Here is a 19,367-nt window from a genome sequence, read left to right as displayed (position 1 = left end):
AACTTTTACACATAGCTTTGGCTCTTATTAAAAATCAAACTTATTATAAAAATAGCTTGGATTTGTCATAGAAATCGACATGACAAGGTAGGTTTTAAAATACTAGTACTTAGTGCGGCCATTAGCAGTCCCGTATTCTATGGTTTAAAAAAGTTTTTTAGTTAAAATTTTCAACATTTTTAAGCTGCATATTTCAAGGTATCAACATATGGCGTTCTCCGTTTTACAACTGCAAAAATCCTAGCTAGTAATTTGTTCCTGATCACATTGATTGTACTCATTTCATTTTTTCCCTGTTCATCGACCCTTCGCCGGTAATACTGCCTAATTTCAGGATTGTGCTGCAGGGCTGTTTTGGAACATTGGTCCAGCAAGCTCTTTATTTTTTTATTGGCCAAGTGACTTACTTTTGTTTTGCCCCTAATGCTTGTTCCAGAAGAATTGGGAAAAGGGGCAGTCCCACAGTAAGATGCGAATTTCCTCCAATTTTCAAATTTGGTAAAGCCCTGTGTATAAGCGATCATATACAAAGCTGTCTGTGGACCAACACCTTTGATGCTTGTGACCAAACCATATATTTTATCGAGCTCCCGGTTTTCTTTGATAATCCTGTCCATTTCCCTCTCGACTTTTTTTATTTTTTTAGAGAAGTGACCGATCATTTCCTCTTGTGCTTTCAGCAGTATTTTGTTGTCCTTTTGCTTTAGGACGCGTTTTTCCTCTTTCAATGAGGCTTTATAACCAGCTCTTTGTTTGACCAAACGATCCCTTAATGAAAGAAGGCGTTTAAGCGATTGCAGATCTTCTGACGGCAATTGGCAGGACTCAAGTTCCTCCCGCAATCGATAGGCATACAAGGCTATTTTCGCGGCATCAACTTTATCGTCCTTTCCGCGCGAAAGCCCCAAAGACCTTTTTATTTCCAGACCTGGGATTGCTACATACCTCATGCCAAGTTCCGACAATGTGGCCGATAATTGGAGTGAATAAAGTCCAGTATGTTCAAAGGTAAATATCATTTCTTCTCTATCAAAGTCCGTGTTCTTCAGCGCCCACTTAATCATCTTTGCAATGTCTTTTGGGCAGTTCTCAAAAACACGGTGCATTTTTTTGTTATGGATATGCACATCGAGTGTTTTTTTACTGACATCGATACCGATAGTTTCTTTTGTTTCCATAATTTAGAGGTTTTAAATGGTTGCTTTGACTAACACCTTTACTAGGTAAATTGCTAAAATTCTATTTGGTCCTTGCAACCGGGTTAATAAAGAACGGGGACTAATACGGGACTAAGGCCATTAGCCTAGACACTTCGGAAGTTCACCCCGTTCTTTTTTTGTTTATCAACAAATCTAGACTTATCAACAAAGAAAAAAAGAAGTAAAAAAAGAAATTTTCATTATCATTATCATCCTTTTTAAGATAAGTAAATTTATGTATTGCAAACCTAAAGGACACTTCGGTGTCACTTCGAGTGGGCCAGCCTAGCCAACAGGCATTTTTAATGCCGTAGTTGGACTTGCTGGGTTGTATCGAGAAGTGGTTTAATTAGAACTAAAAAAGTAAAGGATTAAAAAACTCAAATTTTAAGGCTTGCAAACCTTACAAGCCGTATAACCCGCTGCTTTAGCTTCAGCTTTAGTGGTTTTAATCTTACTGCTTTTTAAATACCTACAACCGGTTTTGTGGTATTTCTTACCGGTATTGGTGATGTAAACCACTTCAGTAATAGGTTGTATGCGCTCTACTTTTGCCGGTAAACTGACCGCAGAAAAACTCGGACTTAGGGCGCTGACGAGAAATAGTAAAAGGAATAAAAAGTTTTTCATGAAGAGTGGTCTTTTTTAATGATACGGCCTGGGTTGCCCACCAGGGTTACTCCATCGGGTACGTCTTTAATGATCACGGTTCCGGCTCCAATACGGCAGTTTTTGCCGATGCTAATGCCTTGTATCACCTGCGCCCCTATACCGATATGCGTTCCAGAACCTACCTCAACACCTCCGGCCAAAGCCGCATTGGGTGAAACATGAACAAAGTCGCCTAAACGACAGTCGTGTTCGATCACCGCAGCGGTATTGATGATAGCGTGCCGACCGATATGCGTATCGGCATTGATCACCGCAGCGGGCATCACTACCGTGCCTTCCGCTATTTGGCAACTGGGAGAGCAAATGGCACTGGGATGTATAAGCGCTACCGCATAATCAACTGCTAAAGCCTTACTCAATCGTCTGCGGGTTTCATTATCTCCGATTCCTAAAATAAGCGGATGCGCCTTTAAGCGTTGGGGGCTTGGGCTATGTACAGGGAATCCCATATGAGTAGTGATGCTTGTATTATCATCCAGTAAATACCCCAATTGACCCTGCTGTTGCGCATAAAGCAGATCTAAAATCACCTTGCTGTGGCCGCTGGCTCCGTAAATACTTATCTTTTTCAAATGGAAATGGATTTTAAACGAAATTAGAGAAAGATTTTAAGCTATCAAAACCCCGTAGAATTTTCTTATCATTATGGTAATCTCAATTCTTTTGTTTTGCTATTAATACGCGCGTAGTTTTACTTATTCCCCTTAAAGGCTTCGGCTGTAGCCTGACCTTCTTGGCTGATGCCTTCTGACACTACCACTTTTTTGGCGGTTAAGAAGAGTATTTTAAGGTCCAATATCAAACTTTGATTCTTTACGTACCACACATCATAATCGAACTTCTGTTCCCAAGATATGGCATTTCTGCCGTTTACCTGTGCCCAACCGGTGATGCCTGGTTTTACATGGTGTCGCTTGCGCTGGGTTTCATTATATAAGGGCAGGTACTCGGGTAATAAAGGCCGCGGACCTACAAAACTCATATCGCCTTTGAGTACGTTAAGCAGCTGCGGTATTTCATCTAAAGAGGTTTTACGCACTAAGCGCCCTACGGCAGTGAGGCGTTGTGCATCGGGAAGCAAACGTCCTTGTGCATCTTTTTTATCGTTCATGGTTTTGAACTTCACAATGGTAAAAATACGCTCTTTTTTCCCAGGGCGTTTCTGAAAAAAGAAAGGTTTACCGCTGTTAGCGAATGCAAGCGCTATCATAACGAGCAGGAAAATTGGACTGAGCAATAGCAAGCCGATTAGGGCTGCAAGGAAATCGAGGGTGGGTTTAATAGTTGATTTGTACATTAATTTAGTGACTGGTGAATGGTTGACATGCAAGATGCTGAAATAAATTCAGCATGACAAGGGATTGGTTCAGGATGACAAAATAAACTAGTTGTCACCCTGAATTTATTTCAGGGTCTCATTCAAGGGTCTAGGTCTGAGCCCAAAGGTTTATATAAATCTTTCCATTCAGGATTATCTTGCTCTATTAAATTAATCTTCCATTGCCGGTGCCAGTTTTTTAGTTTTTTTTCTCTGGCTATAGCATCTTCAATATATTGAAATTCTTCAACATACACTAAGCGCTTTAGTTTATATTTCGAAGTAAACTGACTAGCCTTGCCTACTAAATGACGTTCCATTCTATCATCTATTCCTCCAGTTACACCGATATACAATACACCCTTAGGTTTATTTGTTAAAATATATACCGTATAATTGTGGTATGTTCGTTGGGGCATAAATCTATTTTATTTAGATGCTGAAATAAATTCAGCATGACAAGGGATTGGTTCAGGATGACAAAATAAACTAGTTGTCACCCTGAATTTATTTCAGGGTCTCATTCAAGGGTCTAGGTCTGAGCCCAAAGGTTTATATAAATCTTTCCATTCAGGATTATCTTGCTCTATTAAGTTTATTTTCCATTGTCGATGCCAGTTTTTTAGTTTTTTTTCTCTGGCTATAGCATCTTCAATATATTGAAATTCTTCAACATACACTAAGCGCTTTAGTTTATATTTCGAAGTAAACTGACTAGCCTTGCCTTCTAAATGACGTTCCATTCTATCATCTATTCCTCCAGTTACACCGATATACAATACACCCTTAGGTTTATTTGTTAAAATATATACTGTATAATTGTGGTATGTTCGTTGGGGCATAAATCTATTTTATTTAGATGCTGAAACAAGTTCAGCATGACAAGTCTTTTTTATTTTCCAAACCTTTAAATCTTTATGTGTTTTCATATTTATTGGTTTACTGGTTTACTGGTCTACTAGTCTACTGGTTCACTAGTCTACCGGTTCACTAGTCTACTGGTTCACTAGTCTACTGGTTCACTGATTCACCGGTCTACTGGTTCACCGGTCTACTGGTCTACTGGTTCACTAACTCCCAACCCTCGATACTCTTCCAATAAAGCTTCCCAGACTTTTTGGCGTTCATAGCGGGTGGTGATTAAATTGCGGGCGTTGCTTTTTAATTGTTGGTACAAATTCTGGTTATGCATTAATTCCTGCATGGCATCTTGCAAAGCTTCGGTGTTTTTTGGGGGAATGATGATTCCGTTTTTATTGGGGATAATGATTTCATTGCATCCGTTGATATCGCTTACAATAGCCGGTAAGCCCATGGCGCCAGCTTGCATCACTACATTGGGGAAGCCCTCGCGGTAACTGGGAAAAGCCAGGGCGTCACTCACCGCCAAATAGGGGCGTACATCTTCTTGGTAGCCCACCGAAATAATAGCGGCATTGGATGCTATTGCTTCAAGCGTTTCCTCGTGTAAAGGGTCAAGCTCTGTTTCTAAAGGACCCACTAGCAACAATTTAGCATTTTGTCCTGAAATACCGCCCTTCAATTTTAAATTTTGAAAAGCTTGGACTAACTCATTTATGCCCTTGTCGGAAACTAAGCGACCGACAAAAATGAAAACGAAATCTTCACTTGTAATACCGAGTTCTTTTCTTAATTCAACTATGATGCTTTCATCATAAATCTTTGGATCAAAATGGGAGGTATCTATGCCGTTTGAACTTCCTTGCCCGATGATTTTTAATTTATTCTTGTGGGTAAAACCTTGCTTTAAAATGAATTTTTGCAAACCTACCGAGTTGGGGTAAACTTTAGTGGCACAGGCGTAGGTAACGCGTTCTACCGCATTGAGTATTTTGCGTTTTATACCGGTGGCTTCCATTAAGGGTAAGCCAGCGACAGTATGCAAACGTATAGGCACTCCCGCCAATTTTGCTGCCAGCATCCCCACAATGCCCGCTTTGGGCGTATGGGTATGTACGATAGTAGGTTTTTCTTGCTTCAAGTAGTTATATAAGCGCCATAAGGCTTTTACATCTTGCCAAGGAGTGATCTGCCTTGTCATCTCAACGGGAAAGGTATTATAGTGCCTGGCTCTACCCAACTCCTCCAATTTTTCACAATCTGCCGAAATGCCCGTCACTTCATAATACTGTTGCATATATTCTAGCTGCCCCTCTAATAGTTTCTCGAGTGACAAAGGCACGGTGGTGATGCGGATGAGTTTATGTTTGGGCATCTAAGTATGATTTAAAGTTTTGTTTTTTAGTTTTAAAAACAATATCGTTTCTTTTATTTAATAGATACTGTTCCCAACCTAATAGACCAAATACTCTATATACTAACATTTTAAAGAATACTTTAAAGTAGTATTTAAGCCAAAAGAAAGCATTGTTATATTTCTTTAAGATATAATTTCTACCTTCCAGACTTTTCCAGTATTTCATATAATATCCCGACCCAAATTCCCTATAGAAAAACAACGGTGTTGTCTGCATATAAAAATTATATTTACCTTTAGTTCTGTACCAAAGCTCTGCATCTTCCATACGAATAGCGTTATTATCATAGGGATTGTCTAAAAACCACTTAGTCCTAGCCATTATTGTAGGATGTACAAAACTTGCAACTTTAACTAAAGTGTCTTTTTCAGATTGTATGGCATACCTTATACCACTAACCATTCCTTCTTGATCTAAGGTATAAGTGTTAGTACCTAAAACATCGATAAAATCATTACCTCTTAAAAGCTCAAGCTGTTTTTCTATTTTTATTGGATGCATTATGTCATCTGCATCCATCCTAACCAAAAACTGCGTTGTGGTTAACTGAGCAATCTCATTCAGTCTGTACGCTAACCCTTTGTTTACACCATCACTTACGACTTTTATCCTAAAATCTTGCTTCTCATAATTCTTGGCAATTGATAAAGAGTTATCTGTAGAACCATCGTCTATTAAAATTAACTGCCAATTCGTAAACGACTGTTCAATAACTGATAAAATAGCTTCTTCTAAGAAATCTTGTGAATTGTAGAATGGAATACCAATTGTTACAATGACATTTTGCGAGTTAATCATAAACGTTAAAATAAATAAAAATTAAAAATAAGAATATAGATAATGGCATTAAATACTTATAAAACTTTTGTAACTCAACAAATATGGGTGTCAGTAAAACGGGTATAAAAAACCAACTAAACAATCCCCAGCGATCCGAAAAAGCCATTTGGAAAGCCATAAAAAAAATAAAACTACTCAGAATATAATAATTCAAAAATATATTATAATTCTTAGTGTTATTTAATCTTTTTCTTATCAAAAAAAATATTCCTAAAAAAATAGTATTAAAAAAAACAAACTGTGGTTTAAAGCCAACTTCGTATAACTCAAAATCAACATCCAAGTATACTGCCCTTTTATCGTTTTGCAAAATATTTTCCAAAAAAGGCGCTACGTTCAGCAAACCAATATTATTAAAAGCCATTATTATACCCAAAAAATATAATGGCACTAAACGGAGCGGTGAAGTAGTGTGATATCTATTTGCAATAAAGAACATTAAAGTAGGTATTAGAGCTGTTATATGAGTAAAACTCGCCATTAACAAATAAAAGAAGAAAACCTTTTTATTAATTTTAAGGTTTTTATAAGCAATAAAGGAATAAAACAGTATCGCAAGAGACAATCCTTGACGTATTACATTAATTGATGTGGTAAGACTAAAAAAGAAAGATAAAAAAACAAATAGCAAGAATAATCTAGTCAAATAGAAGTTTTTAGATAGAATTTTTAACCCCCTGATAATAAAGGAGAAATAGAGCAAAGTTATGGTGATAAGAAATGTTTGAAAACCAAAACCAAGCCTATTAATTAAATTAAGCAAAAAATAAAATAGGTAATCGGATTCAAATTCAAAATTACTATAATTACTCCAATAACGATAATAATTAATTGTATCAGTGCCGACATTATATGCCCGTAAACCTATAAGAAATATAAAGAGTAGTGAGAAAAGATTAAATAAGAAATTGCTATTAAAACTTAAGCCACTGTTTACACCTTTAAAATAAAATTTTAATGAAAGAAAAATTACAAATAATGCCAACAAGAAATAGCTAAGATTATAAAGTAAGTAAAAAGATTCTCTTTCTATCATTTTTTAAATCTTATGAGTTAATCTATTAAATAATCCAGTCCACTTAGGCATAATTTCCTTAATTTCTAATCTTAGCACGTCAACTTCCCCATTTATTGCCAATTGCCTTCTATACTCATTGGAAGAGATCATTTCTGATAACTTATGTGCAAATAATTCAATTGAATTTAAGGGTAATAAAACTCCATTTCTATTTTCTTTAATAATATTTCTAGGTCCATTAGGGCAATCATAAGAGATAATGGCTAATTGTGCCGCCTGCGCTTCCAATAACACCATCGGAAAGCATTCTGTAGCCGATGTCATCGCATAAATTGATGCTTTCTCCATTTCTTCCTTTAATTGTGTTGTTGACCCCATAAGCTTAATGTTGGGAACTTTTAATTCTCCAATCAATCCCTGCAAATCATCTTTAATTTCGTCATCACCATCACCAAAAATTTTGACTTGCCAATCTGGAAATTCATCTGCTATCATGTGCCAGGCTTTTATCAAATGGTCAAATTGTTTGACTGGTGATAAACGCCCTGCGGCAATAATAGTTTTTTCTTTATTTAATGACTTATTTTGAGTTGGTATCTTTATAAAATTAGGGATTACCTCTATTTTTTTAAAGGGATAGTATTTTTTTTCATCCTTGTTTAATACTACTACACTATCATATTTATCGAATAACTTAAATAATTGGTACTTTAGTTTTCCTGCCAAATTATTGGTTGATTTTAAAGTCACCCCAGAAGAATGAAACTCTTTTACTTTCGGTGTTCCTTTTTCAATAAACGGTAAAAAATATTGTTCTGGAGTGAAGTTAACGGATATAATAATATTTGGTTTTAGCTTTTTAATTGTTCGTTTTAACCTTATAAAATGTTTAAAAGCCTTCAATAAGTTAATGGGATGAAAGTAACTTTTTGAACGATTGTAATTTATTTCTAAATCAATATGATTTACACTTTTATTTAAAGGGTAAACATAAGATTGATTCTTATGTTCGCTTGTACATAAGATCACTTTGTATTGATATTCCTCAATGAGATAATTGACTTTTTGACTCAAAATTTTCTCAATACCCCCATGAAGGTAAAATTGATTATTAAGATATAATATTTTCAATGCACCAAACTTTTAAATAATTCATCCCACTGTTTGACGATAACTTCTGGAAGAAACCTTTTTACATTTTCTCTTGCTTTTGCTCCCATTTCTACTCTTAGGTTTTCATCTTCAATCAATTTCAAAATGTGAGATGCCAACTTTTCAATATTTCCGTTTTCCACTAAATAACCATCTTTGCCATTTTCAATTATATCTGCAGGTCCTTCTGGACAATCAAAACTAACACAAGGCACCCCACAGGCCATAGCTTCAATTAAAACCATACCAAAACCTTCTGAGCGAGAAGGAAGGACCATAATTGAGGATTCTATATATTTAGTTTGAATTTCTTTAACCGGCGGAATAAAATTAACCGCTTCTTCTAAACCCAAATTTTCGGCTTGGGTTAAAAAGGTTCTATTTTCATCTATTTTACCATAAATATTTAGACTCCAGTCTGGCTGGTTTTGGAGCACTTTTTTCCAGGCTAACAATAATAAATCATAGCCTTTATTATAACTATGGCTTCCTACTGCAATTACTTCCTTGTTTTGAAGTCTTGCCATTTGTTTGGGCAGAAATGATAAGGGATTAGGAATTACCAATAAGTTGGTGCTTCTCCATTCCTTTAAATTACCATTTGTTAAAACCACAAACCTATCAAATTTCTTGGCCGCTCGTTGCATGATAAAATATTGCAGTTTATTTTTAAACTGCCCAAGTAGGTTATAATCACCCCGATTAAAGTTGAGGTTTACCGATGCGTGCCGCTCATAAATTATAGGCACCTTTAAATTTAAAAAAATTGGTATGAGAAATCCTTTCAAACCATCATCACAAACTGAAATCAAGTCAGGCTGTATTTTACCTATTATTGATTTAACTCCATCCTTATAGGAAAGTATATATTTAACCACATTCCCTTCAACAGGAATACTTATCATATTTATCTTATCCGAGAACTTATAAAAAGGATTGAGGTGGTTGTTATTTAACGACAGTATAGTAATATCGTAATTAAAATGTTCAGCAAGGTAAGATGATTTTATAGAAAGTACGCGTTCTAAGCCACCTGCATCATTAATTCCATTAGTTATATATAAAATTTTCATAAAACTATTTTTTGGCTCCGACTATAAATTGTATTAACGATATATGAAGCTAAAACACACCACAAAATTAACCATACAAAAATCAACATAGGATTTTGCGGTGCATAAATCAGCTTTTTAAAAAATGTGCTATAAATAAACATATGAATCAGCCACAAATTAGTAGAATGAACCGTAAAAAAATTCAGCATTTTTTCGACTGTTTTACCTAATTCCATTTGAAGAAAAAGAAAAATAAATCCTAATGCTGTAAAGGGTGCGATAATAAAGTTTGGTATTAAACCATGAAATACAATTAGGGTTATTATACCTATTATCGCAAATAAATTCGGCCATTTAATTTTATTAAAAAATTTTGAAACCTTTTTATGCCATTGATATTTCAAAGCAAAACTACCTAATAAAAACTGAAACAGAGTGCAAAAATATAAAGCCGCTTGCGCATGAATATAATGAAGCAAAGGATTTTTAAAAATTTCATTATTATATACCCTAAAATAAAATGCAACAACATACAAAACAAATAATAGACTTAAGTATATATAAGGATTTATCTTATCAAGTATTCTAAACCAAAACTTAGAGGTAAATACAAAAAAAATATAAATAGTAAAAAACCACCATGCACCATTATAACTACCCCTTAAACCAGTAAAGTTGACAAAAAACTTCAAAAAATTTCCGGGATATCCATCTTTCCCCAGTAACCAACCCAATATTACAGCAAATAATAATAGTACAATCCAGTACCTTAAATACAACTTCTTTGCTCTATTTACGTTTTTATAAAAATATATATTTTTATTATTTTGAAAGCTATAATACAAGCCATAACCAGATACAAATGCAAAAATAGGCACACAAGCATCTGAAAATAAAGAGATATAATAACTTAAGGGTTGGCTGCCTATAAATATCAAGGGCTGAAAGAGATCTTTAAAATCTCTATTGAAAAGATGCAAACACAGCATCATCAATATTGCAATAGATTTTAGCTGGTGGGATTTTTGGACAGAGATTCCCATTTAAAATAATGACTTTAATAATTCTGGAATAATGAAAGATTTTACAACTTGATCTCTTCCCATCTAACTATAGTGATTTTTTTCTACCTTATATGGCAGAACTTTGTCATTTAATATTATAATTGCGGGTGAAATCATTTAATATTATCGGGGTCTTTAATAATCGAAACACAAAAAATACATCTACCCCTAAAAAACCTCCATTGAAAAAAGGAACTTTAAAATGATAAAACAAAATTCTAACTACCGCTATTGCTCTTAAAAACCCAATGTCGTACCTGAATTGTTTTAAACTCATAATCTCTAATTTTCTTTTATAAATAAAACTATCTCCTCCCTGTAAGAACATTATAAGTTATTGGAACTAAGTTTTTCACGAGTACACCATCTATTATAAATAATAATATCATGAAAATAAAAGTGGACAGATACTGTATAAAATTATACAAGGCACTATCTACATCTAATTTCTCAATTATTTTTTTGAGAAAAACTACAGGTATTCCATGCAATGCGAAAATAAAGAAACTGAATTTAAAAAACTTGTAATGGCTGTTTAAAAATTTACTTAAAAAATCATAACCAAACCACCTAGCCATACAACCTAATAGATTTGTAAAAGATGTTAATTGTGCCAGTAAAAACTTATGAGGTTGATAACAATCAAAATAAATAAAAATGTTGTTCAACATCCATCATATGACTACGGAGATAAGTACTATATGCAATTTCAATCGTTTTTCAATATTTATTTGTTTTATGCTCAAATGACAACCAACAGTATAGAATAGCAATGGTTAAACATTAAGGACTTTGATACCTCCCAACGTAAATAGGCTTTCATTTATAAATGAGAATCTAAATAATAAAAAAAATAAGCAGATTAAATTTTCGAATTAAAATATAAATGATAGGAGTAATTATAACATAAAGCATTAATTCTCTTAAAAACCAGAATGGGTAATTTAATGGATATACAATAAGATTGTAAATAAACTCTTTCGTAGATAGTGAATATAATGGCTGATTAAAAAAGGTTTTCGTAACAGGTAATGTTTGTAATAGATAAATTATTCCAAACCAAATTAAGCACCATAATATATAAGGAACTAAAAGCGTATTTACTCTTTTTTTTAACTTTAAACCATAATTATTTAATGTCCATACCTCATCTTTTTTTAATTTAATAAAAAAAAGATAACCAGAAATCATAAAAAAACAAGGCACCGCTAGTTGAGCTAACTGCAGGGACAACAAATATTCCAGGTACTTAAAGAAAGTTAATTCTGAGGAGTTAGTATCCATTGAAACGGAATGCAATAGAACAACCACCACGATAAGCCAAAAGGAAAAGAAAGTCAATTTTTGACTTAAATATTTTGTCATTTTAATATGTTTTTTTTAATCATTAGCCTAACTAGGTTAAGACTCTCAAACGCATTTACAAAAACTCTATCTAATAGGAATTGTTTATTTCGAAGTAAAAATACATGAATTTCATCTTTTTTATTTCCTATCGGCAAATCATTGAATCTATTAGTTAATATACTTATTTGTTTCAATTCTTTTTTTGATGAACTCCATATTCCTTTTGATAGCACTGTGTCATAGGATAGTTTTTTTAACAGTTCAGCTGTTCGCATCTTGATGATATGCTCTGTATTAATATTTAGAGATGGTGCCAATTTCATAATCGCCTCGTTGGTCAATTTTAAATCATTTATATGACTCATTTTTAACAAGCCAGATAGATTATTTTCCTGTAAACGATTATAGAAATATAAATTATCACTTATAGAAAAAATATAATTCGTATAGATTAAATACTCTAATATAAAGATTAAGTCTTCAGATAGTCTAATACGGCTATCTAGCTTTAAATTATTGTTTCTAATTATGGAATTTTTAAATATTTTCCCCCACAAAACCCCATTCACACCAGTAAAAAGGAAATTGGCATAGTCGAAAGAAGAAATTTTTCTATTTCTCAAGTTTTCTGGCAAATGGTGAAGGTAATTCCCATTTGGATTATATTTTGAAAGCTCGATATAATCGCATATAACCATATCTATTTTGGAATCACTTAACAATGGCTCTATTAAAAATTTTAAATAGTTTTCATCTAACCAATCGTCTGCATCTACAAAGGCTATATACTCCGTTTTAGATTTTTCGACACCTAGGTTTCTCGCTGCCGAAGGACCAGCGTTAGGCTGTGAAAAAACTTGAAATCTTGTATCCTTAGCTTGGTAGGCTTTGCAAATTTCTAAGCTACGATCTGTAGAACCGTCATTAATAAGAATGAGTTCCCACTCTCTAAAACTTTGTTCTAAAATAGAATTCAAGCATTTCTCTAGAAATTCTTCCGCATTATAAATCGGTATAACAATAGATACTAGACTCATTCTATAATTTTAAAATAAAGCTTGAGTGAAATAATCCTTTGCTCGTTCGCGTTCTACTGTTAATTTCTCATTTACCTTTTCAAAATTCATGGGTTGAGATGCTATAGCTTTGATATCTTGAATATTTTCACCTAACACTAATCTGTCCTTTATATCGAAAAGTTCTAATAATGAGTTAAACCTACTCAATCCTCGTTCTTGGTTTCCTAATGCAACAAATGGTATATTAAACAAAATAGAAAACACACAGCCGTGAAATGAATCCGTTATAATTAATTCAGCATTTGAGAAACGACTTATCCACTCCTCTATACTTATATAGCTTTCTAAATTTTCACTTGCACCTTTTCCATTTTGGATTACTTTTAATTTCTTTGAATGAGCTAAATCCTTAAGAATGGTATCTTTTGTTTTCGAGCTATCTAAAATATAACTCAAAACATATGGTTCTTGTTTATTTGAATGTTGTACACCACTTTTTTCAACTAACTCTAAGTAATCGGTTTTATTCAATAACATGGTAGGATCTACATGTTGCATTACATCCTTTATTCCAAGCTTCTCTATTAATTCTACAGCTGAATTCTCCCTTACAGAAATGGCTGTGAATTTTATTAAAAATTTATGAATTTCGTTTTCATCGTCTAATTCAACAAGGCTATCCTTTCCAAAAGATGCGGCATATGATAATTTCTTAGCTTCATAATCGTAATCAAGGTAAAGATCTTTATATATATTTGAAGCATAATCTCTCCTCCAAACCTGATCGCTACCTGTTAAAAGCACATCAATTTTTTTAGATTTTAAGTAAGCTAAAACGTCATTAGAAGAATATAAATTTCGACTTGTTTTAAGATACTTTTCAATAAAAATATCAAAATTTTTATGCTTAGTTTTAGTGGTTCTATATGCACTGTAGTTTAGCATATTATATATAAACGACTTAAACCTAACCACAGGCTCGACATTATATTGTCTATTAATATGCTCAACTTCACAATTTAAAGATTCTAAATATTTCTGTAAGGCATAAGCCTGAAGAATACCACCATAATTATAATTATTCAAAGGAAGTGTAAATATTCCTATTTTATTCTGTTTAGCCATTTAAACCATTTTTTAAAATCCTACCTAACTTTTGCTTTACTCTTGTAAGAAAAGACTTTTTATATAATTTATAGTAGCTATTAACTAAAGGCCCCATCTGCTCCGTGAAGACCTTAAAATCTCCCTGTTCTTTTGCATTTAAAAAAGCAATATGACTTTTTTCTGCTAATAGCATTCTCAAATCTTGGACTTTTTCTATTTTTTCAGGCAACACTCGACGTGGTTCTACTCTTTTCTTAGGCCTCCAATCTCCCTTACGATCTTTTTTAAACAAACGATACTCCAACCCTTCTCTCCTATGGAATAAACCTGAACTTTGTGACAAAATTGCATCATCTGCCGTTAATGACTCGATATGTATTAACTCTTTTTCTTGAGCGGATTGTAGAATGGTAAGAAATTTTGGATTTCTTACAATAATGATATTTGTACCTTGGTAATCTGAAACATATTGTGGCAGCCATGCGTCACCGATAGTTATATCTGCGGTTTCCGCTGTCACATCATCACAATAATCACAAGCCTTATATTTAAAAAATCCTAAGCCCCAATTAGTTCCATACATCTCATTCACAGGGCCGGAAATTTTTGATAGCTTCTTATTATTTAATTCTTCAGTTGCAGTTATCCCGTATTGATTGGCTCCATAACCATCTAGTTTCGTCCTAAAATCTATATCTGTTAAGCGATCTGGACTAATACCTACTTGCCACCCGAGCATTTCTGCAAAACCTTTACTTTTTAGATGACCACAGACCAGACCTACAGTAAATTTAACTCGGTCTTTAATAATAGGGTTGTGTCTGGCCAAGGTCCTTATTGATTTCACAAAACAAGGAATACCTACTAAAACATAATTACCCGGATTTTCTGATATATGATTAACAATACCACTCATTTCGATTGGGTAATATTTAGATTTAGCACCCTCCATAATTTCCTCTTTGGTTCTTGAAACTTTGTATTCATAAACTCTAGAATCGCTCTCTGTTGGTTTTCTAGATCCAATATGCACTACCGCATCAATATGATTTTCTTGTAACAAATAATTTACAATCCAAGATCCAAAGCCACCAGAACTTCCACTTTCTCTATAATTATTTTCTTTTACGTAACCTGCAAATGTTGAATTTATATAGCCTAGCTTATCAACATAGTTGTTTGTTTTACCGAATAGCTCTTGACCCAATTCATCCTCATTTGGCCCTTCATTAGAAAATGGACATATAGCTTCGATTTTGGCTTCGACCTTTTTATTAAAATAAATATCTTTGATTTTAGGTACAATTTTCCCATAATTATCCAATTCCATTTCTATAGGAGAATCTTCAACCGTTGCGCAAATACCACAACCTATACAATAATCCCCTTTAATAACTGTATTATAGAATTTCGAATTTTCCAAAATTATCTTATTTTTTTAGCGCTTCTTATACTCTTAAGAAGTTTTTCCACATTATCATTTTTATTCACTTCTTCAACCTTAATGTTTATTACATTAATATTTAATGCTTTCATACGACTCACCTTTTCCCTATACATTAAATTGTAATTTTTAATGTAAGTTTCTAATTCAATTGGCGTCATCATCTTTTCGATTAAATTGCCCTTTCCTAAATTTATTCTTGTCAATCTATTCTTTAAAATAAAATCATCGGAGGCCTCAAAATTGATTATCACATCTGGAAGTCTCACCTTTTTATTCGCTCTAGAAAAGTCACCAAAATTAAGGTGCATTATCCCATCTTCAGACAGAAAAATGTCATCTTTCTTAAATAAACCTTCATACACTTTAAACTCTCTTATCTTATAATAATAAAAATTAGAAAGTCTCAATTTATTAATTGCATTAGAATCATAAACACTTAAACCATCCATAAAAGTTCCTATATGGAATAAATCTGAATCATTATAGTCATCCCGATAGCTAGTCTTAATTTGGGAACACACTTTTTGAATTATAAAATCTTTTTTTAAATTACAACTATAGGCCAAGTTAAAAACTATATCAGATAATTTGGTTTTTGATTTAGCCAAATAATTTTCCGCTAAAATAATATCTGGATTTAAACCTAAATCTTCCTGTAACAATCTTTTGAACCAAAAAGATTTCCCTACACCAGCAGGCCCCATAAATTCAATCCAAATCATATCTATTTAATTATATTTTTCAGAGCTATAATTTTATTTAATGCTTTATTCGTTAATTGCTTTTCATAATTATTAAATACAAAGAAATAATTAGCAAAAACATATAAAATTGAAAATATAGCCGCTTTCAATATAAAAGTGGGCCAATTGTAATTTTGAAAAAAAATATTAAGATAAAACCCTAACAGTACAAATACCATTAAAAACAAACTTCCTTTTAAGAAGGTATCCTTGTAAAATTTCCAAATCTTGAAATCTAGGACTTTTACAAAATAAACATTTAAAACTATTTGAGATGTTAAAACTCCCACACAGAGGCCTAACATCATCCCTATTTCTTGAAATCTATCAATAAGGAAATACCCTAACCCAAGTCCTAGAGCAACAAATAAAATATAAATCACACTTTTAAACTTATAAAGATTTTTTGCTTTCAATATAGAGGTCATAAATGACAAAGTCAGACTATTAGTCAAAGTAACCATTATCAAAACTGCGATTACCCAAGAATTCACATATGTTTCACCAACCCAAAGCACAACAAACTCTTTACCAAAAACCACGAATCCTCCCAATAAAAGGTATAGCAAAATCAATATCACTCTTCCAATCTTAGTTGCCATTTCCGTGATTTCTAAACCTGATGCATTCGCAACAACTAACTTCATTGCTTTAGGTATCAACAAATTAGTGATTGTAGTTGCAAATGTCGCATAGTAAGTGCCTAGAAGCACACCTATTGCAAAGATTGCCACTGTTACAGTATCTGTTTTTATACCAAGAATAAACTGCCCGGTTCGCCATTGGAATTGATAAACGAGACCCATTAAAAAAATCCAAAACGAATACGTAAATATTTCCTTAATTAGTTTTTTGTTAAATGAAGATAATTTAAAATGAACATTCAATTTTTTGATCACATAGTATCCATTTGAACCTATTATAGTTAAATTCATTATAGTATCTATGACAACTAATCCTATCGCGCCTCCTTTTAGATAGAGCAATCCCACAACTGCGGCAGACCTAATTAAGTACCGAATCATTCGCATTTTCTTAGGGTATACGAAATGTTCATAACCGTTACAAATGGCTTCAAATGCGTTTCCCGGAATAGTAACAGCAATATTGAATAAAAGTATCATAAACATGACTTTGGCCTTATATAACTCCACCAAACTCAAAGCATCTCCAAAAATTTTTTCAAGATTGAAATAAATTCCAATACCAATTGCCAAAAGAATGAAGGTGATAACACCATAGATATACATTGTTGTCGCGAGAAAATTAGCCTCGCCCACTTTATCCTCTTCTGCACGATACTTAGCAACGTATCGTACTATTGTATTATTTAGACCCAGATCTAATACAGCCATGGTCCCAATAAAAGCCCCAATTAAAGTATACAACCCATATTCAGAATCACCTAAACCTCTAACAATAAACGGAGTTAAAACAATCCCTATTACATTTGTTAGAAATATAGTTCCATAAGAAAGTAACGCCCCTATTTTTAATTGACTCATCCTATAGAATTCCTTACTCCCTCACGCCACAAAAGTCCAATACCACTTGTTGAGGGGTTAGGTTTAGGTTTTTAAATTCTTGATGTGCCACCAGTAGGGCGACGATATCGGCTTGCTGGACGGCCATTTGGTAGTCGGTTATTTTAAATACCTGGTGGTCTTTTATATTGGGTTCTACAATAAAGTAGGTTTCGTCTTGGGCTTCTTGTAATACCTTTTGCACGATGTACTTGGCCGGTGACTCGCGTAGGTCGTCTATATTAGGTTTAAACGCCAGTCCCATTAAAGCGATGGCCGGTTGACGCCCGTGCTTTAGCTGAAAGTCGTGCTTGGCCTGTTTGATTTGCTGGGCACACCAGAAGCTTTTATAGTTGTTGATCTCGCGGGCTTTGCCTATGATTTGCGATTCCATAGGAAACTCGGAGGTGATAAAATACGGGTCTACCGCGATACAGTGTCCGCCTACCCCACAACCGGGTTGTAGGATATTCACTCTAGGGTGCTTATTGGCCAATTGTATGAGTTCCCACACGTTGATATCGGCTTTATCGCAAATCAGCGAAAGCTCATTGGCAAAAGCGATTTGCACATCGCGGCTAGCATTTTCGGTGAGTTTACACATTTCGGCCGTACGTGCGTTGGTCGCATGCAAGTCCCCTTTTACAAATTGCCGATAAAAAGCAATGGCTTTTTGGGTGCTTGCCTCATCTACCCCACCAATCACACGGTCGTTGTGTACCAACTCGTGCATCACATTGCCCGGCAGTACGCGCTCGGGACAGTAAGCGATATGTAGGCTCTGCGCCAGTTCGGGACGCTCGGCGATGATGAGCTGCTGCATTTTTTCGGTTGTTCCCACCGGTGAGGTGGACTCGATGATATATAAGTCGCCCGGTTTAAGCAGCGGAATAATACTACGGGTAGCCGCTTCTACATAAGAGATATCGGGTTCGTGATTCCCTTTAAAAGGCGTAGGCACCACTACGAGGTAGGTATCGGCTGCTTGAGCTTGGGTACCAGCTTTAAAATAGCCGCTGTGTACTGCCTGTTCGAGCACCTCTTGCAAGCTAGGTTCTACAATATGTATTTTCCCTTGGTTGAGGGTTTCAACTACTTCTGGATTGACATCCACGCCCCATACGGGGATTTGATTTTGAGCGATCAAAGCCGAGGTAGGCAGGCCGATATAGCCCAAACCGATTGTGGTTACAGCAGGTTTCACAAATAGGGTGTCTTTGGTTTATTTTCAGGCTGCTAAGATAGTAGGTTTAAAGGAAATCGAAAGTGTTTTTTTGGCTTTTCTGTTTAACGGTAGTGGTTGGGTTTTTAATTGAAAATAAACTCACTCCTTTTCAACTGCTCCTCGATACTTCGCATTTTTGTTCTATCGTCCAAAAATCCGAAACTCGGTGTGACAAGGCAGGTATTAAACTACTACGAACATACTGCGACCTTTAGGGAGTCCCGAGTATTCGCTGCTTCGCTACGCAGAAGTCCCGACCCTTCGGGATCACTTCGAGTGGGTCAGCTTAGCCAACAGGCATTTTTAATGCCGTAGTTGGACTTGCTGGGTTGTATCGAGAAGTGAATGAAACTACACCC

The 19,367-nt window shown here is 34.3% G+C and carries 19 protein-coding genes; all 19 read right to left on the bottom strand.

The window, feature by feature from the left end; genetic code table 11:
- Window positions 1-179 precede the first annotated feature (179 nt).
- On the bottom strand, window positions 180-1,178 hold the full coding sequence (locus tag FT993_RS00155) for an IS110 family transposase (protein ID WP_147860520.1): 999 nt from the start codon (window positions 1,176-1,178) through the stop codon (window positions 180-182).
- Between the two features lie 408 nt (window positions 1,179-1,586).
- A complete protein-coding gene (locus tag FT993_RS00150) occupies window positions 1,587-1,829 on the bottom strand; it encodes a hypothetical protein (RefSeq protein ID WP_147860519.1) in 243 nt (80 codons plus the stop codon).
- Entirely contained in the window at window positions 1,826-2,443 is a 618-nt protein-coding gene (locus tag FT993_RS00145) for an acetyltransferase (RefSeq protein ID WP_255504368.1), read from the bottom strand. Before FT993_RS00145 ends, FT993_RS00150 begins: the two co-directional genes overlap by 4 nt.
- A 119-nt stretch (window positions 2,444-2,562) precedes the next feature.
- Window positions 2,563-3,168, bottom strand: a complete 606-nt coding sequence (locus tag FT993_RS00140) for a sugar transferase (RefSeq protein WP_147860518.1) — start codon at window positions 3,166-3,168, stop codon at window positions 2,563-2,565.
- A gap of 122 nt (window positions 3,169-3,290) precedes the next feature.
- Entirely contained in the window at window positions 3,291-3,608 is a 318-nt protein-coding gene (locus tag FT993_RS00135; RefSeq protein ID WP_147860517.1) for a GIY-YIG nuclease family protein, read from the bottom strand.
- 105 nt (window positions 3,609-3,713) lie between these two features.
- On the bottom strand, window positions 3,714-4,031 hold the full coding sequence (locus tag FT993_RS00130; protein WP_147860516.1) for a GIY-YIG nuclease family protein: 318 nt from the start codon (window positions 4,029-4,031) through the stop codon (window positions 3,714-3,716).
- Between the two features lie 209 nt (window positions 4,032-4,240).
- Window positions 4,241-5,425, bottom strand: a complete 1,185-nt coding sequence (locus FT993_RS00125; RefSeq protein ID WP_147860515.1) for a glycosyltransferase family 4 protein — start codon at window positions 5,423-5,425, stop codon at window positions 4,241-4,243.
- Entirely contained in the window at window positions 5,412-6,266 is an 855-nt protein-coding gene (locus FT993_RS00120) for a glycosyltransferase family 2 protein (RefSeq protein WP_255504367.1), read from the bottom strand. The genes FT993_RS00125 and FT993_RS00120 overlap by 14 nt, the downstream gene beginning before the upstream one ends.
- Complete coding sequence (locus FT993_RS00115; RefSeq protein WP_147860514.1) at window positions 6,259-7,344, bottom strand: EpsG family protein; 1,086 nt, start codon at window positions 7,342-7,344, stop codon at window positions 6,259-6,261. The genes FT993_RS00120 and FT993_RS00115 overlap by 8 nt, the downstream gene beginning before the upstream one ends.
- Window positions 7,345-7,347: 3 nt before the next feature.
- Window positions 7,348-8,457, bottom strand: coding sequence for a glycosyltransferase (locus tag FT993_RS00110; protein ID WP_147860513.1), 1,110 nt, complete (start codon window positions 8,455-8,457; stop codon window positions 7,348-7,350).
- On the bottom strand, window positions 8,454-9,551 hold the full coding sequence (locus FT993_RS00105; RefSeq protein ID WP_147860512.1) for a glycosyltransferase family 4 protein: 1,098 nt from the start codon (window positions 9,549-9,551) through the stop codon (window positions 8,454-8,456). The genes FT993_RS00110 and FT993_RS00105 overlap by 4 nt, the downstream gene beginning before the upstream one ends.
- Complete coding sequence (locus FT993_RS00100; protein ID WP_147860511.1) at window positions 9,548-10,576, bottom strand: acyltransferase; 1,029 nt, start codon at window positions 10,574-10,576, stop codon at window positions 9,548-9,550. The genes FT993_RS00105 and FT993_RS00100 overlap by 4 nt, the downstream gene beginning before the upstream one ends.
- An 858-nt stretch (window positions 10,577-11,434) precedes the next feature.
- Entirely contained in the window at window positions 11,435-11,962 is a 528-nt protein-coding gene (locus FT993_RS00090; RefSeq protein WP_147860509.1) for an acyltransferase family protein, read from the bottom strand.
- Window positions 11,959-12,981, bottom strand: coding sequence for a glycosyltransferase family 2 protein (locus tag FT993_RS00085; RefSeq protein ID WP_147860508.1), 1,023 nt, complete (start codon window positions 12,979-12,981; stop codon window positions 11,959-11,961). Before FT993_RS00085 ends, FT993_RS00090 begins: the two co-directional genes overlap by 4 nt.
- Before the next feature lie 9 nt (window positions 12,982-12,990).
- Complete coding sequence (locus tag FT993_RS00080; protein ID WP_147860507.1) at window positions 12,991-14,088, bottom strand: polysaccharide pyruvyl transferase family protein; 1,098 nt, start codon at window positions 14,086-14,088, stop codon at window positions 12,991-12,993.
- Window positions 14,081-15,493 (bottom strand): Coenzyme F420 hydrogenase/dehydrogenase, beta subunit C-terminal domain, encoded by a 1,413-nt coding sequence (locus FT993_RS00075; RefSeq protein WP_147860506.1) that lies wholly within the window; start codon window positions 15,491-15,493, stop codon window positions 14,081-14,083. The genes FT993_RS00080 and FT993_RS00075 overlap by 8 nt, the downstream gene beginning before the upstream one ends.
- 2 nt (window positions 15,494-15,495) lie before the next feature.
- Window positions 15,496-16,239, bottom strand: a complete 744-nt coding sequence (locus FT993_RS00070) for a hypothetical protein (protein WP_147860505.1) — start codon at window positions 16,237-16,239, stop codon at window positions 15,496-15,498.
- A 2-nt stretch (window positions 16,240-16,241) separates the two neighbouring features.
- Window positions 16,242-17,765, bottom strand: coding sequence for an oligosaccharide flippase family protein (locus tag FT993_RS00065; protein ID WP_147860504.1), 1,524 nt, complete (start codon window positions 17,763-17,765; stop codon window positions 16,242-16,244).
- Between the two features lie 13 nt (window positions 17,766-17,778).
- Window positions 17,779-18,987, bottom strand: coding sequence for a UDP-N-acetyl-D-mannosamine dehydrogenase (wecC, locus tag FT993_RS00060; protein WP_147860503.1), 1,209 nt, complete (start codon window positions 18,985-18,987; stop codon window positions 17,779-17,781).
- Window positions 18,988-19,367 lie beyond the last annotated feature (380 nt).

It is taken from the genome of Mesonia sp. HuA40 (assembly GCF_008017835.1).
Classification (GTDB): domain Bacteria; phylum Bacteroidota; class Bacteroidia; order Flavobacteriales; family Flavobacteriaceae; genus Mesonia.
This window is presented reverse-complemented; position numbering and strand designations above follow the sequence as displayed.

Coding starts and splice junctions, on each gene's coding strand:
- FT993_RS00155 (WP_147860520.1), bottom strand. CDS start 1,178: ATGGAAACAAAAGAAACTATCGGTATCGATGTCAGTAAAAAAACACTC.
- FT993_RS00150 (WP_147860519.1), bottom strand. CDS start 1,829: ATGAAAAACTTTTTATTCCTTTTACTATTTCTCGTCAGCGCCCTAAGT.
- FT993_RS00140 (WP_147860518.1), bottom strand. CDS start 3,168: ATGTACAAATCAACTATTAAACCCACCCTCGATTTCCTTGCAGCCCTA.
- FT993_RS00135 (WP_147860517.1), bottom strand. CDS start 3,608: ATGCCCCAACGAACATACCACAATTATACGGTATATATTTTAACAAAT.
- FT993_RS00130 (WP_147860516.1), bottom strand. CDS start 4,031: ATGCCCCAACGAACATACCACAATTATACAGTATATATTTTAACAAAT.
- FT993_RS00125 (WP_147860515.1), bottom strand. CDS start 5,425: ATGCCCAAACATAAACTCATCCGCATCACCACCGTGCCTTTGTCACTC.
- FT993_RS00120 (WP_255504367.1), bottom strand. CDS start 6,266: ATGATTAACTCGCAAAATGTCATTGTAACAATTGGTATTCCATTCTAC.
- FT993_RS00115 (WP_147860514.1), bottom strand. CDS start 7,344: ATGATAGAAAGAGAATCTTTTTACTTACTTTATAATCTTAGCTATTTC.
- FT993_RS00105 (WP_147860512.1), bottom strand. CDS start 9,551: ATGAAAATTTTATATATAACTAATGGAATTAATGATGCAGGTGGCTTA.
- FT993_RS00100 (WP_147860511.1), bottom strand. CDS start 10,576: ATGGGAATCTCTGTCCAAAAATCCCACCAGCTAAAATCTATTGCAATA.
- FT993_RS00090 (WP_147860509.1), bottom strand. CDS start 11,962: ATGACAAAATATTTAAGTCAAAAATTGACTTTCTTTTCCTTTTGGCTT.
- FT993_RS00085 (WP_147860508.1), bottom strand. CDS start 12,981: ATGAGTCTAGTATCTATTGTTATACCGATTTATAATGCGGAAGAATTT.
- FT993_RS00080 (WP_147860507.1), bottom strand. CDS start 14,088: ATGGCTAAACAGAATAAAATAGGAATATTTACACTTCCTTTGAATAAT.
- FT993_RS00070 (WP_147860505.1), bottom strand. CDS start 16,239: ATGATTTGGATTGAATTTATGGGGCCTGCTGGTGTAGGGAAATCTTTT.
- FT993_RS00065 (WP_147860504.1), bottom strand. CDS start 17,765: ATGAGTCAATTAAAAATAGGGGCGTTACTTTCTTATGGAACTATATTT.